Below are 13,692 nucleotides of genomic sequence, written 5' to 3'. Positions count from 1 at the left end.
ACCGTGTCGCGCCCCTTCTTCGGTTGTCCGAACCGGCTCACTTACGGTCCGCGCGGCGCCGAGTGAGCGTTCACATGCTCGGCCGGACGCAGCCCGGTCAGCCGAAGGGGTGATCGATCGCGAGCGCCGGCGGAAAACGTTCGCGTCCTGGACCGCGAGGTTGCCAGACCCCTTCTAAACATTCAAGAGGGCCACGCACGTTTTCAAGCGCGACGCGTTTTCTCAGGGCGCCCAACGGCAGAGTCTGCGCAGCTCATCAGCGTGTCTAGGCCAGCGGTCCCGCATCCGGCGCGTGCCGGCATCCGCAGAAAATTTCGCGAACGACTCTGCACATCCGGCGTTCATAACACTTTTCTGGAACGTCCTTTTTCCCGTCCGGAGGATCGCATCAAAACGATCTCAGGCCGAACCGGAAAGCAGTTTCGAAAATGCGGTGGGTAACAGACGGCACGGCACGCAATTTCGACAATTGCGTCGCTTGACATGGAGTCGCAGCTGTTGGCCGCGGCTGCTTGCTGTCACCGCTTCGAACGAGTGATATTGCCGGCAGCAGGCCGACGAGCCAGCAGCCCGCACCAGGTTCGATGGGTTCGGCCCCGCCGAACGGGAAAGTTTCACGAGGCACCGGGCGACCCGCTTTCGCCATTGCCCGTAACGCTTTTCACGGCACTGCTTCAACGCGCCGGCCGCCGCCATGCGAGCCCACATCGCCTGCGCATGCAGTTTCCGAGTTTCCTTGCCGGACGACACCAGCGTCTCTTGACACGCTGATAGAGCCGCTCCTAGCGTCAAGGCAATCGATTTCCTCGGGTTTCCTTGCCGCGCATTCCGCGCCGAAACACCGCCTGGAAAGAAAGGACAGCAAGCATGTCGCAGACCGTCCGAACACGCGGGCCGCGCAGAGGCCGGGGCATGACGCTCACAGCGTCGGTCGCGGCCGCCGCCATTGCGCTGGTGTCCGCCGGGTTCGTGCTCAGCCCGGCGTCCGCCGCCACGGCCGCCAACACACTCGTCGTCGACGCGAGTCAGACACTGCGCCCAGTGACCCACGTCGCGACCGGAAGCCTCTACGGGCTCGCGAACGCGTCGCAGCCCTCGGTCGCACTCGCGCAGGCGATCAAGCCCAACACGTTCGTACAGATGCCCGCGGGCGGCCGCCAGCAGCCCACCGGTGACATCTCCGTCGTGGCACCGACGGCCGTCAGCGTCGGCGCCAAGCTCGTCAACCGGCTCTCCGACTACTACGCCGGCTGGCCCTACCAGTTCAGCTGGAGCACCTGGACGCCCTTCATCACCTCGCAGATCAACGCGATGAAGGGGGCCTCGTACTACAACAGCATCTCCGCATACGAACTGTGGAACGAGTCCGACAACACCTGGAACTCGGCGAACGGCACCTACGAGAACTTCTGGACCACCACCTTCCGCCAGGTCCGCTCGCTCGACCCGAACAAGCCGATCCAGGGCCCCAGCTTCTCGGACAACATCGGCGACATGCGGAACTTCCTGCAGAACGCGGTCGCGACGAACACCGTGCCCGACGTCCTCGCATGGCACGAGCTCACCCGGTCCTCCAAGATTGCCGGGGACGTCGCCGCGGTCCAGGCCATCGAGGACCAGCTCGGCATCAGCCGGCGGCCGATCGCCATCGAGGAGTACGCCGCGCCGGGCGAGGTCGGGCTTCCGGGCCCGCTGGTCGGCTACATTGCAAAGTTCGAGCGACTCGGCGTGCGCGACGCGGAGCTTGCCTTCTGGAACCAGTCCGGCGCCCTCGGCGACCTGCTGACCGGCAGGGGCGGCAGCCCGAACGCCGCCTACTGGCTCTACACCTGGTACGCCGCGATGAGCGGCAACATGGTCGTCACCACCCCGCCGGCGCAGACCGGCATCGACGGCTTCGCCGCCGTGCCCGCGGCCCGCAACCAGGTCAGCATCATCGCCGGCAACTGCAACGGGTCGTGCGCCGTGACGGTCAACGGGCTCAACGCGCTCGGCCTCGGCAGCACGGTCAGCGTGAAGGTCGAACAGACGGTGTCGCTGGGCCGCACCGTCGCCTCATCGGGGCCGAGCACCGTCTCCACCACGACCTACACGCCTGCCAACGGCTCGATCTCCGTCCCGATCACCATGGCGACCAACAACGCGTACCGCATCACCATCACGGCCGGCTCCGGCGGCCCCTCGACCGACCTGGCCGGCACGTACCGCATCACCAACGCCAACAGCAATCTGCGGCTCGACGCGCTCAACTCCGGGACCGCATGGGGTACCCCGGTCGTCCAGGCGAGCAGCAGCAGTAGCACGTCGCAGATCTGGACCCTGACATCCGCCGGCAACGGGCAGTACAAAATCGTCAACCAGCTCAGCGGCCTGGTCCTCGGCATCCAGAACGCCTCCACCAGCCAGGGAGCAACCGCCCTCGTCTGGGGTGACACGGGCACCGCCGACCATCTCTGGTCGGTGGACTCCGACGGCGCCGGGCACTACAAGATTCGCAGCGTCAACAGCGGCCTGGTCCTCGGCGTCACCAACATGAGCACCAGCTCGGGCGCGCAGGTGCTGCAATGGGGCGACAACGGCACGACAGACCATCTCTGGAGCCTGGCCCGGGTCTGAGCTCGCCCGGACGGACCGTGCCTCGTTTTGCGGATTTCGCCGCACGGCAGCGACCCCCGGCGCGCGCCGGGGGTCGCTGAGCGGTTCGTCAGAGCCGGGTCAACCCCGGCGGCCACCCTGCGCGCTCTCCCCCGGCGCGCGGTTGTGGCACGGCCCGCGGCGGGGTGCGGTCGGCGTCGACGCCGCTCGAGCGGGTCAGGCACTCGAATTCGGCGCGGACCAGGTCATCATCGTGGCTCAACAGCTCGGCGAAGACCTCGTCGGGCCGCCGCGCCCACTCCGGCGAGAGTCCCGTGCGTGAAGCGGGCATCGTCGTTTCACCACCTGCCAGAACAACTGTCGCGAGACGCGGCCGATCAGCCGGCGAGCACCTTCTGCTCACCCACGGCGTCGCCGCCGATCGAGATCTTGCGAGGCTTGGCTCGCTCGGCGATGGGGATCCGCAGCGCCAGCACGCCGTTGTGGTACGTCGCCTCGATGCGGTCGGTGTCCAGCGCGTCACCGAGGAACATCTGCCGGGAGAACACCCCCAACGGGCGCTCCGTGAGCGTGGCCTGAACGTTCTCGCCGAGGTTGACGGGTCGCCGCTCGGCGCGCACGGTCAGCACGTTGCGCTCGATGTCGATGTCGATCGAGTCGCGCTCGACGCCGGGAAGGTCGAACACGATCACGAACTCGTCACCGTTGCGATACGCATCGGCGGGCATCGCGGTCGGGTGCGACCAGGTGCCGGTCGCCGGGCCGCCGAACAGCTGCTGGGCCAGCCGGTTGACTTCGGTGAAGGGCTCGCTGCGCATCAACATTGGGCCACCTCCTGGGTCTCGACTGCACTCGTCAATGCGCGATACGATCGTTGTATCACGTCATCGGAACGATGACAACCAGAACGTCAACGTTGTGATGACAGATGCTGGAGTTGAGCATGAGCAACCCGCCGGATTCGGCCCTTGACGTCCCCGCGGCCATCGCCGCGATCCTCGACGTCGCGGATGAACCGGACGCCGCACCCCCCGCGATCCTCGGCGCGCTGGCGATGCTGCGTCAGGTCCGCCTCGAACTCGACGCCGCCGAGCCGACCCTGATCGAGGCCGCCCGCCGGGCCGGCGTGAGCTGGCAGGCGATCGCCCCCGCACTGGGCGTGGCCAGCCGTCAGGCCGCCGAACGTCGCTACCTGCGGTCCGCTCACGCCACCGGCCGGCACGACGCCGACACTCGCGACGGACGAGTGCAGGCCGAGCGCGATCGCCGCGCCGGCCTGCGGGCAGTGGATCGCTGGGCCAACGACAACACCGCGAACCTGCGCCGCCTCGCCGGCCAGTTGGCGGCCCTCCCGGACCTGCCGACCGCCGCGGGCGACCTCGAACGTCTGCACCGGGCGCTCGGGGACCCCGACGCGACCGCGCTGCCGCTGCTGCTCGCCGCCGTGCGCCGTCATCTCTCCGGGCATCCCGAACACGCCGACATGGCAGACCAGATCGACGCCGTCACCGCAGCCACGGCCGAGGTACGGCGGACCAGTCAGCGCCACCGCGAGTCATCCCGCCCGGCCACCGCCCCGTAACACTGCTGCGAGGTGCGCACCGAAACCGCCGACGCCGCCGACATGTGGTGGATCGACGTCGACTACACCACGCTCATCGCCCGCTGTGTGCACCACCTGGCCGACCTCGGGCACCGGCGGCTCGCCTTCATCAACCGATCAGCCGAGCTCGTCGCCGCCGGATACGGCCCCGGCCACCGCGCCCTCGCCGGCTTCACGCAGGCCGCGGCCGAGCGCGGCCTGTCGGGCATCGACGTCTGCTGCCCCGACGACGCCAGCGGCGGCGAGTCCTGCGTCGAGCAGCTGCTCGCCATCCATCCGGAGCTGACCGCTGCCGTGACGATCAACGAGGCCGCGCTGCCCGGCGTCCAGCGCCCACTCGAAGCGGCCGGCCGCGCCGTGCCGGACGACTTCTCGATCACCGGAGTCGCCGGGCGGCACTGGGCCGAGGACTTCCGCCCGCCGCTGACCGCGGCGGACGTGCCGGCCCTGGAGATGGGCGACGAAGCGGTGCGGCTGCTCCTGGAGCGCATCGCCACGCCCCAGCAGCAGCCGAGGCACATCCTGCACGCCCCGCCGATCTCACTGCGGTACAGCACCGGCCCGGTACCGGCCAACGGTCGTCGTTGACCCAACGGGCCGCGCGTCGGATGGCTCACACGACCCTGGCCGTGCTGTCGCGCGCGATCAACGTCGGCACCACCACCGGCACCGGCTCGAGCCGATCCGTCTCCATCGTGTGCAGCAGGGCCGCGACACAGCGCCGGCCCACCTCGTCGAAGTCCTGCCGGATCGTGGTGAGCGGCGGGCACAGGAACGCCGCCTCCGGGATGTCGTCGAACCCGACGACGCTGACGTCCTCGGGGACCCGGATGCCCCGCTCATGGAAGGCGCGCAACAGGCCGAGCGCCATCTGATCGTTGCCCGCAAAGATCGCGGTCGTGCTCGCCCTGACGGCGAACTCGAGGCCGGCCGTGTAGCCGGACCGGGCGCTCCAGTCGCCGGCCATCGGGTCGGGCACCCGCAGGCCGGCATCTTCCAGCGCCGAGCGCCAACCGTCGATGCGGCCCCAGCTCTCCAGCCAGTCCGGCGGCCCGGCCAGATGCCACACCTCGCGGTGCCCGAGCCCGATCAGGTGTTCCACGGCCATCCGGGCACCGGCGCGCTGGTCGACGCCGATGACCGGGGTCTGCCCGCCGGTGTCGGCCCCCACGGCCACGACGGGTATCGCCGACTGCAGATCCCGCAGCGCCCGCGCCGTGGCGCCCTGCGGCGCGATGACCACGACGCCGGCCACCGACTGGTCCGCGAGGGCGCTCAACGCCGACAGGACGCCGCGGTGGTCGATCCGTTCGAGCGTCGAGACGCTCACGCTGTAGCCCTCGGCGCGCGCGGCCCGCTCGACACCGAACAACGTCGCCGCGGGACCGTGCAGGACGGTCTCGAGCGTGACCACGCCGACGATGCGTGACCGGCGCGCGGCCAGGCCCCGAGCCATCGCGTTGCGGCGGTACCCGAGCTGGCGGACGGCCTCGAGCACGCGTTCGCGCGTGCCCGGGCTGACGTTGGGGTATTCGTTCAGCACCCGCGACACCGTCTGGGACGAGACCCCGGCGAGGCGGGCGACGTCCTTGATCACCGCCCGGCCGCTCACCGTGCCGCGCCGCCGGGTCCTGAAGGTTCTCACAGTGTCCCACCACAATCGAGGAGCACCTTGACGTCGCCGCCGGCCTCCAGGGCCCGAAACGCCGTGTCGACCTCGTCCAGCGGCACGACGCGGGAGATGAGCCGACCCGCGGGCACCACGTTGCGGGTCACCAGCCGTACCGCCTCCTCGTAGTCCTCGCGTTCGTACACCCGCACGCCGATGAGCTCCAGCTCCCGCCAGAAGACCCGGTGCAGGTCGACCGGCCGGGGCTGGGAGTGGATCGCGACGACGACGAGCCGCCCGCGCACGGCCAGCAGCCCGGTCGCCGTGCGCACGCCCGCCGGCGAGCCGGACACTTCGAAGACCACATCCGCGCCGGCCCCGCCGGTCAGCTGCTCCACGTGCCCCACGGCGTCGAGGGCCACCGGATCGACGACCGGCAGCCCGAGGTCGGCGGCGACGGTGCGCCGGTACCCGTCGATCTCCAGCACGGTGACCGAGGCGCCCGTGGCCTGGGCGGCCAGGGCGATGAGCAGGCCGACCGGGCCGGCGCCGATGACGACGGCGTGCTCGCCTGCGGCCAGCCGGGAGCGCCGCACGTCGTGCACGGCCACGGCGGTCGGCTCGACCAGCGCGCCGTGTTCCAGCGGCAGCTCGGCCGGCAGCGGCACCAGGACGTGGGCCGGCACCGTCCAGGACCGCTGCATCGAGCCCGCCGAGTCGATGCCGATGAAATTCAGCCGATGGCAGATGTGCGTGTGCCCGGCGCGGCAGGCCGGGCACGCGCCGCACCAGTCCAGCGGCAACACGGTCACCGGGTCGCCCACGCGGTGGCCCCCGACCCCGGCGCCCAACTCGGCGACGCGGCCGGACATCTCGTGGCCGATGATTGCGGGCCGGCTCACCCGCCGGTCCATGGCGCCGTGCGCGATGTGCAGGTCGGTGCCGCAGATCCCGGTGTAGGCGACGTCGAGGCGCACCTGGCCAGGGCCCGGGGGCACCACGTCGGCCGCCCGCACCTCGAACCGGTGTGCGCCGGTGTAGTACGCCGCGCGGTTCATCCCGCTCCCTCCGTCAAACGTCTGATGTCTCTATAGTGGGGTTGCGGCCGTTCACAGCCGGTTCGAAGGAGACCCGTGGCACTGACCGACGAAGCGATCGCGAAGATTCGCAGCATGATCCAGAGCGGTGAACTGCCGCCGGGTTCGCGGCTGCCGCCGGAGCCGCAGCTGGCGTCGCAGATGGGCCTGTCCCGCAGCGGCGTGCGGGAGGCGGTGAAGGTGCTCGAGTCGGCGCGTGTGCTCGACGTGCGCCGCGGCGACGGCACCTACGTCACCAGCCTCGCCCCCCGGCTGCTGCTGGAGGGTCTCGGCGTCGCCGTCGAGCTGCTGCAGGACGACACCCTGCTCGAGGTGATGGAGGTCCGCCGGATGCTGGAGCCGATGGCCACCGGCATCGCAGCGCTGCGGATGTCGGACGACGACCTCGACGGGCTCGCCCGGATCCTCGACGACATGCGCGCGGCCGCGGACGACCATGAGCGGCTCATCCAGTTCGACACGGCGTTTCACCGCACGGTCGTCGCGGCCACCGGCAACGAGACGCTGACGTCGCTGCTGGACGGCCTGTCCAGCCGCACCCTGCGGGCCCGGGTGTGGCGGGGGCTGATCGAGGGCAACTCGGCCCACACCACCATCGAGGAGCACCACGCCATCTACCTCGCGCTGCGCTCGCGCGACCAGCTGCTGGCCCAGGCCAGCGCCCTGCTGCACGTCAACACCTCCGAGTCCTGGCTGCGGACGGTGCTGTCGCAGCCGGTCCGCCGGGCGGGGTGAGGCCGTAGGTGCGGATCGTAGTGCCGGCAAAGATCTGGTCGCGCTCGGCCGGCGACAGCGCCGGCAGGCTCTCCTGCAGGGACCGCAGCACACTGCGGTAGTCCGCGACGAGCAGGCAGACCGGCCAGTCCGAGCCGAACATCAGACGTCCGGGACCGAACTCGTCAACCGCCACAGCGACGAACGGACGCAGGTCGTCCTCGGTCCAGCTCGGCCCAGCCTCGGTGACCAGGCCCGACAGCTTGGCCGTCACGTTGTCGTGCTCGGCCAGGGCGGCAAGCGGCTCACGCCAGCGCCGTAGCCCGGCCGCGCCCTCGTCGATGCGCGGCTTGCCCAGGTGGTCGAGCACGAACCGCAGCTGCGGCACCGCCCGGGCCGCGCGCGCCGCCGATGGCAGCTGGTCGGCCCGTATCACCAGGTCGAAGGCGAGCCCCGCATCGGCGACGGCGGCCAAGCCCCGTCGCACGCCGGGCCGGTCGAGGTAGTCGGGGTCGGCCTCGCCCTGCACCTGCGAGCGCACGCCGACGAGCAGCTCGCCGCCGCGCTGGCGGCGGTAGTCCGCCAGCGTGGCGGCGACGTCGTCGGCCGCAACGTCGATCCACGCCACCACGCCGGCGATCGGCGCAGTATCGGCGGCGTACCCGAGAAATTCGGCCGCCTCCTCGACGTGACACCGGCCGCCCTCGACCAGCACGGTGGCGTCGACGCCGGCCGCCGCGAGCTCCGCCGTCAGGTCGGCCGTGGTGAACGGGCGCCGGATACGCTCCAGCCCGGGCTCGTCCAGCCAGCGGTAGCCGCGCTCCGGCCGCCACAGATGGTGGTGCGCGTCGACGATCATGCCGCGGCCGCCGTCGCCCACTCGGGGCCGTCCGGGAACCGGTAGGCGGCCAGCGACGCCGGAACGATCTGCGCGCTCATCCCAGGCGCGATGGGCGCCAGGTAGCGACCACCACGGATACGCACCGGGTCCACGAAGTGCTCGTGCAAATGGTCGACGTACTCGATGTAGCGGTTGTCGGTCGTGCCGCTGACCGCCAGATAGTCGAACATGGCCAGGTGCTGCACCAGCTCGCACAGCCCGACGCCGCCGGCATGTGGGCAGACCGGCACGCCGAACCTGGCCGCCAGCAGCAGGATCGCGAGGTTCTCGTTGACGCCGCCGACCCGGCAGGCGTCGATCTGCACCACGTCGACTGCGCCGGCCTGCAGCAGCTGCTTGAACATCACGGCGTTGTGCACGTGCTCGCCGGTAGCGACCTTGACGGGTGCGAGGGCTCGGCGCACGGCTGCGTGGCCGAGCACGTCGTCCGGCGACGTCGGCTCCTCGATCCAGTACGGGTCGAAGCGACTGAGCTCCCGCATCCAGCGAATCGCGTCCGGGACGCCCCAGATCTGGTTGGCGTCGACGGCGATGCGGACCCCCGGCCCGACGCTCTCGCGGGCGATGCCCATGCGCCGGACGTCGTCGGCCAGGTTGCCGCCAACCTTGAGCTTGATCAGCTTGTAGCCGTCGGCAACCGCCTCGCGGCACAGCCGGGCGAGCTTGTCGTCGTCGTAGCCGAGCCAGCCCGGCGTCGTCGTGTAGGCCGGATAGCCCTCGCCCAGCAGCCGCCGCTCCCGCTCACCCCGCCCGGGCGCCGCCGAGCGCAGCAGCTCGAGCGCCTCCTCCTCGGTGAGGGCGTCGCGCAGATACCGGAAGTCGATCTGGGCCACGAGCGCCTCCGGTGACAGCCCGGCCAGCAGCTTCCACAGCGGCCGGCCGGCCCGCCGGGCGGCCAGGTCCCACACGGCGTTGACGAGCCCGCCGGCAGCCATGTGCACGACGCCCTTCTCCGGGCCCAGCCAGCGGATCTGGCTGTCGCCGACGAGCCGCCGGGCGAGCGCCCCCGGGTCGGCGACGACGTCGTCGACCGGCTGGCCGATCAGCATCGCGGCGAGCGAGCGCACCGCGGCCACCTCGATCTCGGTGCCACGGCCGACGGTGAACACCAGCCCGTGCCCCTCGCCGCCGGCGCTGGTCCGCAGCACGATGTAGGCGGCGGAGTAGTCCGGAAACGGGTTCATCGCGTCGGAGCCGTCGCGATGGCGGGAGGTCGGGAACCGCACGTCGAGGACGTCGACGGACGAGATGCGCTCAGTCACCAATGCTCCTGGAGGTTGGACGGCGCCGCACAGCCGCGCCCGGGATCGTCGTGGTCACGTCTGCGCCTTGCCACCGGTGACCCGGGACAACACCAGCGCCACCAGGATGACCGCGCCGTTGAGGAAGTTCGTCCACTGCGCGGGCACACCGGCCAGGGTCAGCACATTGATGATCATGAACAGCAGCAGCACGCCGGTGAAGGCGCCGAAGACGGTGCCCTTGCCGCCGTTGAGGCTGACGCCGCCGATGACGGCCGCCGCGAACACCTGGAAGATGGCGCCGCTGCCCTGTGCCGCCGGCACCGACGCCAGCCGCCCGCTGATGAGCAGCCCGGCCAGGGCGGCCAGCACGCCGGCCACCACGAGGGTGAGCCAGAGGACCCGGTCGGTGCGGATGCCGGCGGCGCGGGCCGCATCGGCATTACCGCCGATGGCGTAGAGCGCCCGCCCCGGCCGGGTGAAGCCCAGCACCACAATGCCCGCCCCGAACAGCGCGAGGGACAACCACACCGCTGCCGGCATGCCCAGCCATTTGGCGGACCCGAGGTACGTCATGGATGCGGGCAGCGCAAAGAACGTCTTCCCCCCGGAGATGCCGGTCAGCAGCCCGCGCAGCACGATCAGCATCCCGAGGGTGACGACGAAGCCGTTGAGCCCGAACCGCACGATGAGCAGGCCGTTGAATGCCCCGATGAGGGCCCCGGTGAGCAGCACGGCCGGTACCGCCCACGCGGGGGGCAACACGTGCAGGCCGAGGCCGTGGGTGACCGCCGGGTCGACGACGAGCCAGGCGACAAGACCCGGGGCCAGCCCGAACGTCGACTCGAGGGAGAGATCCATCTTGCCGGCGATGAGCACGACGGTCTCGGCCAGCACGACGATGGAGATCTCGGACATGCTCTGCAGCACGTTGACGATGTTGTCCGGCTGCAGGAAGACCGGGTTGACGACGAAGCCGACGATCGCGACCGCGATGATCGCCGGCACCAGCGCGAGGTCGCGCAGGCGCGCGATGGCCAGCCCGCGACGCTGCGGGGACGGCGCCGCGGCGGCCGGCGCGGCGTTGGTGGACAGCGTGTCAGACATGGCCGAGATCGACCCCTTCCATGGCGGCTACCAGTTCGTTGTCGCTCCAGCCGGCGGCCATCTCGGCCACGACCCGGCCTTGGAACAGCACCAGGATTCGGTCGCAGATGCGCAGATCGTCGAGCTCGTCGGAGACCACGAGCACCGTCGTGCCACGCCGCCGTACCTCCTCGACCGCGCCGAGCAGTGTCTGCTTGGACCGCACATCGACGCCGGCGGTCGGCGTCACGAGGACCAGCAGTTTGGGGTCCGCGGCCAGGGCCCGCCCCAGGACGACTTTCTGCTGGTTGCCTCCGGACAGGTCCCCGACCGGCACCCGCGGGCCGTCGGCCTTGATCGACAGCTCGGCGATGGCCCGGCCGGCAAGGGCGTCGCGGCGCCTCGGCGAGAGCAGACCGTGACGGCGGATGCGCTCCGGCACGGTCATCGTGAGGTTCTCGGCGATCGACAGCAGCGGGACGAGGCCCTCGCGATGGCGGTCCTGCGGCACGAGGCCCACACCCGCGGCGAGGGCGTCCGGGACGCTGCCGGGCCGCAGCGTCCGGCCATCCACCGTGACAGTGCCCTCGGCCGGCTTGGCCAGCCCGACGATCGCCTCGGCCACGTCGACCTTGCCGCTGCCGCCGCTGCCGGCGATGCCGACGACCTCGCCGGCCCTGGCCTCCAGCGACAGGCGCACGGCGGAACCGGTCACCAGTTCCCGGACGCACAGCCGGACCGGCACGTCGGCGGGGATACGCCGGCGCACGGCCTCGGGCATGGTGACGTCCTCGCCGGTCATCGCCGCCACCAGGGTCGGGCGGCCGAGCTCGGCAACCGGCGCGGTCAGGATGAGCCGGGCGTCGCGCAGCACGGTGACCTGGTCGCAGATCTCGTAGATCTCCGGCAGGTGGTGGCTGATGTACAGGAAGGTGACGCCCTGCTCGCGCAGGTCGCGGATGCGGGCGAACAGGCGCCGGATCCCGGCAGCGTCGAGCTGCGCGGTCGGCTCGTCGAGGATGATGAGCCGGGCGCCGAACGACAGCGCCCGGGCGATCTCCACGAACTGCCGTTGCTCCACCGTCAGCGCCGAGGCCGGCTGGCGCACGTCGACGTCGACGGACCACTCCGCGAGCAGCCGCTGCGCGTCGCGGCGCATCGCCGCCCAGGTGATGAGCCCGGCGGGACCGAGGGCCTGCCGGTTGAGGAACAGGTTCTCGGCCACCGTGAGCGCCGGGATGATGGTCGACTTCTGGTAGACGCAGGCGACCAGCCGCCGCCAGGCGGCACGGTCGCCGAGCGGCGGGGCCGGACGGCCGTCGAAGGCGACGGCTCCCTCGTCCGGCGCCTGCAGCCCGGTCAGGATGCTCACCAGCGTCGACTTGCCGGCCCCGTTGCGCCCGACCAGGGCGTGTGTCGTACCTGGGCGGACGACGATGCCGGCGCCGGCCAGCGCCACCGTGGAGCCGAACCGCTTGGTGACGTTGGCCGCCTCGACGGTTGCGGGGCTCATGCGTTGTTGCCCCACAGCGACTTGTCGTCGAACTTCGTCGTCGGCTGCCCGCCGATGGTGGCGCCGTCGAGGGTGACCAGCGGGGCGGCCAGCTGGTCCTCGAGCACGCCGTCGCGGACCTGGATGATGGTGCTGCCGTGGTCGGTCGGGCCGGGCTGGAACGTCTTGCCCTCGATCGCCGCCTTGACGTAGTAGAGCCCGTACTTGGCGAAGAGGTCGGCCGGCTGACTGACCGTGGCGTCGATGAGGCCGCCCTGGATGTCCTTGAGCTCCTCCGGGATGCCGTCGTTGGACACCACGAAGACGTGCTTGGGGTCGGTCGGCGCGACCTGCAGGCCACGCTGCTTGAGAATCTGCAGCGTGCCCGAGAGCGCGAACGACGACTCCATGTAGATGCCCTTGATGTCCGGATCGGAGACGAACCGCGTCTGCAGCTTCGTCGCGGCCACGTCCCCCTTCCAGTCGGTGGCCTCGCCGAACACCGTGATGCCGGGGAAGTCCTTCTTCATGCACTCGTTGAACGCCTCGGTGCGGTCCCGGCCGTTGATCGAGTCGAGGCCGCCCTCGAGCATGACGACCTTGCCCTTGCCACCGAGCTTCGTGCCGAGGAACTGGCAGGCCTTGGTGCCGTACGCCCGGTTGTCGGCGCGCACCACCATGAAGACCTTGCCGGTGTCGGGGCGGGTGTCGATCGTGACGACCGGGATCTTCTTCCCGGCCAGCTGCTCCAGCGTCGGGGCGATCGCCGCGGTGTCCTGCGGCGCCATCACCACGCCCTTGACCCCCTGGCTCTGGAACGCCTGAACGTTGGAGATGAGGGCGGCGATGTCGTTCTGCGAGTTCGTCGTCTTGATCTGCACGCCGAGCTCGCCCGCGAACTGGGGCACGTACTTGATGTAGGAGTTCCAGAAGTCGGTGTCCGAGCGGGGGTAGTCGACGCCGATCAACGGCGCCGCGGCCGGCCCTGCCCCCGGGGACGCGTTGTCGCCGGAGCAGCCGGCCGCCAGCACAGCAGTGCCGAGCACCACCGTCAGGCCAAGGCCGAATAGAGCGTTGCGGTTCACCGGGTCTCCTTGTCATGGGCGCGCCCGGCCGACCCGCGGCGACGCGCGGGGTTCGGTTGGGGTGTGGGGTGTTCTCACGTCTGCCGGCCATGCGGCCGGGCGACATTCATCTGATGTATTTATAGGCCGACAGACATCTGATGTCTAGTGCCACCGCGGCGAGTGCCTATTTGGTGGGATAACGGCCGATTGCGCTCCGCCATTACATCTGATGTATCGGGGCCGCCGCCGCGTCCACGCCGGACGCGGCGGCGGCCCCTGACGAGCCG

13 protein-coding genes are annotated in these 13,692 nt (G+C 70.7%); 4 read left to right on the top strand and 9 right to left on the bottom strand.

The window, feature by feature from the left end:
• Positions 1-912: 912 nt before the first annotated feature.
• The gene (locus ACQEVU_RS19565; protein ID WP_433325475.1) at positions 913-2,616 is read left to right on the top strand and encodes an RICIN domain-containing protein; all 1,704 of its coding nucleotides are present in this window, start codon (positions 913-915) and stop codon (positions 2,614-2,616) included.
• A gap of 88 nt (positions 2,617-2,704) precedes the next feature.
• Here the strand turns inward: ACQEVU_RS19565 and ACQEVU_RS19560 are convergent, their stop codons facing one another.
• Positions 2,705-2,926, bottom strand: coding sequence for a hypothetical protein (locus ACQEVU_RS19560; protein WP_433325473.1), 222 nt, complete (start codon positions 2,924-2,926; stop codon positions 2,705-2,707).
• Positions 2,927-2,972: 46 nt separating this feature from the next.
• Positions 2,973-3,419, bottom strand: a complete 447-nt coding sequence (locus ACQEVU_RS19555) for an Hsp20/alpha crystallin family protein (protein ID WP_433325472.1) — start codon at positions 3,417-3,419, stop codon at positions 2,973-2,975.
• A 119-nt stretch (positions 3,420-3,538) separates the two neighbouring features.
• On the opposite strand from ACQEVU_RS19555, the gene ACQEVU_RS19550 reads away from it, so the two are divergent.
• Together ACQEVU_RS19550 and ACQEVU_RS19545 are read left to right on the top strand one after the other, a co-directional pair.
• On the top strand, positions 3,539-4,177 hold the full coding sequence (locus ACQEVU_RS19550) for a hypothetical protein (RefSeq protein WP_433325470.1): 639 nt from the start codon (positions 3,539-3,541) through the stop codon (positions 4,175-4,177).
• Positions 4,178-4,189: 12 nt separating this feature from the next.
• A complete protein-coding gene (locus ACQEVU_RS19545; protein WP_433325468.1) occupies positions 4,190-4,786 on the top strand; it encodes a substrate-binding domain-containing protein in 597 nt (198 codons plus the stop codon).
• Between the two features lie 25 nt (positions 4,787-4,811).
• Here ACQEVU_RS19545 and ACQEVU_RS19540 read toward each other — a convergent pair whose 3' ends face one another.
• Both ACQEVU_RS19540 and ACQEVU_RS19535 read right to left on the bottom strand, forming a co-directional pair.
• Positions 4,812-5,843 carry a LacI family DNA-binding transcriptional regulator gene (locus ACQEVU_RS19540; protein ID WP_433325466.1) on the bottom strand — a complete coding sequence of 344 codons (1,032 nt, stop codon included), beginning with the start codon at positions 5,841-5,843 and terminating at the stop codon, positions 4,812-4,814.
• On the bottom strand, positions 5,840-6,865 hold the full coding sequence (locus ACQEVU_RS19535) for a zinc-dependent alcohol dehydrogenase (protein ID WP_433325464.1): 1,026 nt from the start codon (positions 6,863-6,865) through the stop codon (positions 5,840-5,842). Before ACQEVU_RS19535 ends, ACQEVU_RS19540 begins: the two co-directional genes overlap by 4 nt.
• A gap of 75 nt (positions 6,866-6,940) precedes the next feature.
• Here ACQEVU_RS19535 and ACQEVU_RS19530 point away from each other — a divergent pair, with 75 nt between their 5' ends.
• The gene (locus ACQEVU_RS19530) at positions 6,941-7,639 is read left to right on the top strand and encodes a FadR/GntR family transcriptional regulator (protein WP_433325462.1); all 699 of its coding nucleotides are present in this window, start codon (positions 6,941-6,943) and stop codon (positions 7,637-7,639) included.
• Here ACQEVU_RS19530 and ACQEVU_RS19525 read toward each other — a convergent pair.
• Genes ACQEVU_RS19525 through ACQEVU_RS19505 form a run of 5 tightly spaced genes read right to left on the bottom strand, consistent with a single transcriptional unit; the run spans position 7,578 to position 13,423 of the window.
• Positions 7,578-8,477, bottom strand: coding sequence for an amidohydrolase family protein (locus tag ACQEVU_RS19525; RefSeq protein WP_433325460.1), 900 nt, complete (start codon positions 8,475-8,477; stop codon positions 7,578-7,580). The two genes, ACQEVU_RS19530 and ACQEVU_RS19525, sit on opposite strands and share 62 nt — an antisense overlap.
• The gene (locus ACQEVU_RS19520; protein ID WP_433325458.1) at positions 8,474-9,781 is read right to left on the bottom strand and encodes an enolase C-terminal domain-like protein; all 1,308 of its coding nucleotides are present in this window, start codon (positions 9,779-9,781) and stop codon (positions 8,474-8,476) included. Before ACQEVU_RS19520 ends, ACQEVU_RS19525 begins: the two co-directional genes overlap by 4 nt.
• Before the next feature lie 54 nt (positions 9,782-9,835).
• Positions 9,836-10,867, bottom strand: a complete 1,032-nt coding sequence (locus tag ACQEVU_RS19515) for an ABC transporter permease (protein ID WP_433325456.1) — start codon at positions 10,865-10,867, stop codon at positions 9,836-9,838.
• Complete coding sequence (locus ACQEVU_RS19510; protein WP_433325454.1) at positions 10,860-12,359, bottom strand: sugar ABC transporter ATP-binding protein; 1,500 nt, start codon at positions 12,357-12,359, stop codon at positions 10,860-10,862. The genes ACQEVU_RS19515 and ACQEVU_RS19510 overlap by 8 nt, the downstream gene beginning before the upstream one ends.
• Complete coding sequence (locus ACQEVU_RS19505; protein WP_433325452.1) at positions 12,356-13,423, bottom strand: sugar ABC transporter substrate-binding protein; 1,068 nt, start codon at positions 13,421-13,423, stop codon at positions 12,356-12,358. Before ACQEVU_RS19505 ends, ACQEVU_RS19510 begins: the two co-directional genes overlap by 4 nt.
• Positions 13,424-13,692: the final 269 nt, after the last annotated feature.

The sequence above is a fragment of the Dactylosporangium sp. CA-139066 genome, from assembly GCF_050936175.1.
Classification (GTDB): domain Bacteria; phylum Actinomycetota; class Actinomycetes; order Mycobacteriales; family Micromonosporaceae; genus Dactylosporangium.
The sequence above is the reverse complement of the archived record's forward strand: the minus strand, read 5'-3'. Positions and strand labels throughout refer to the sequence as shown.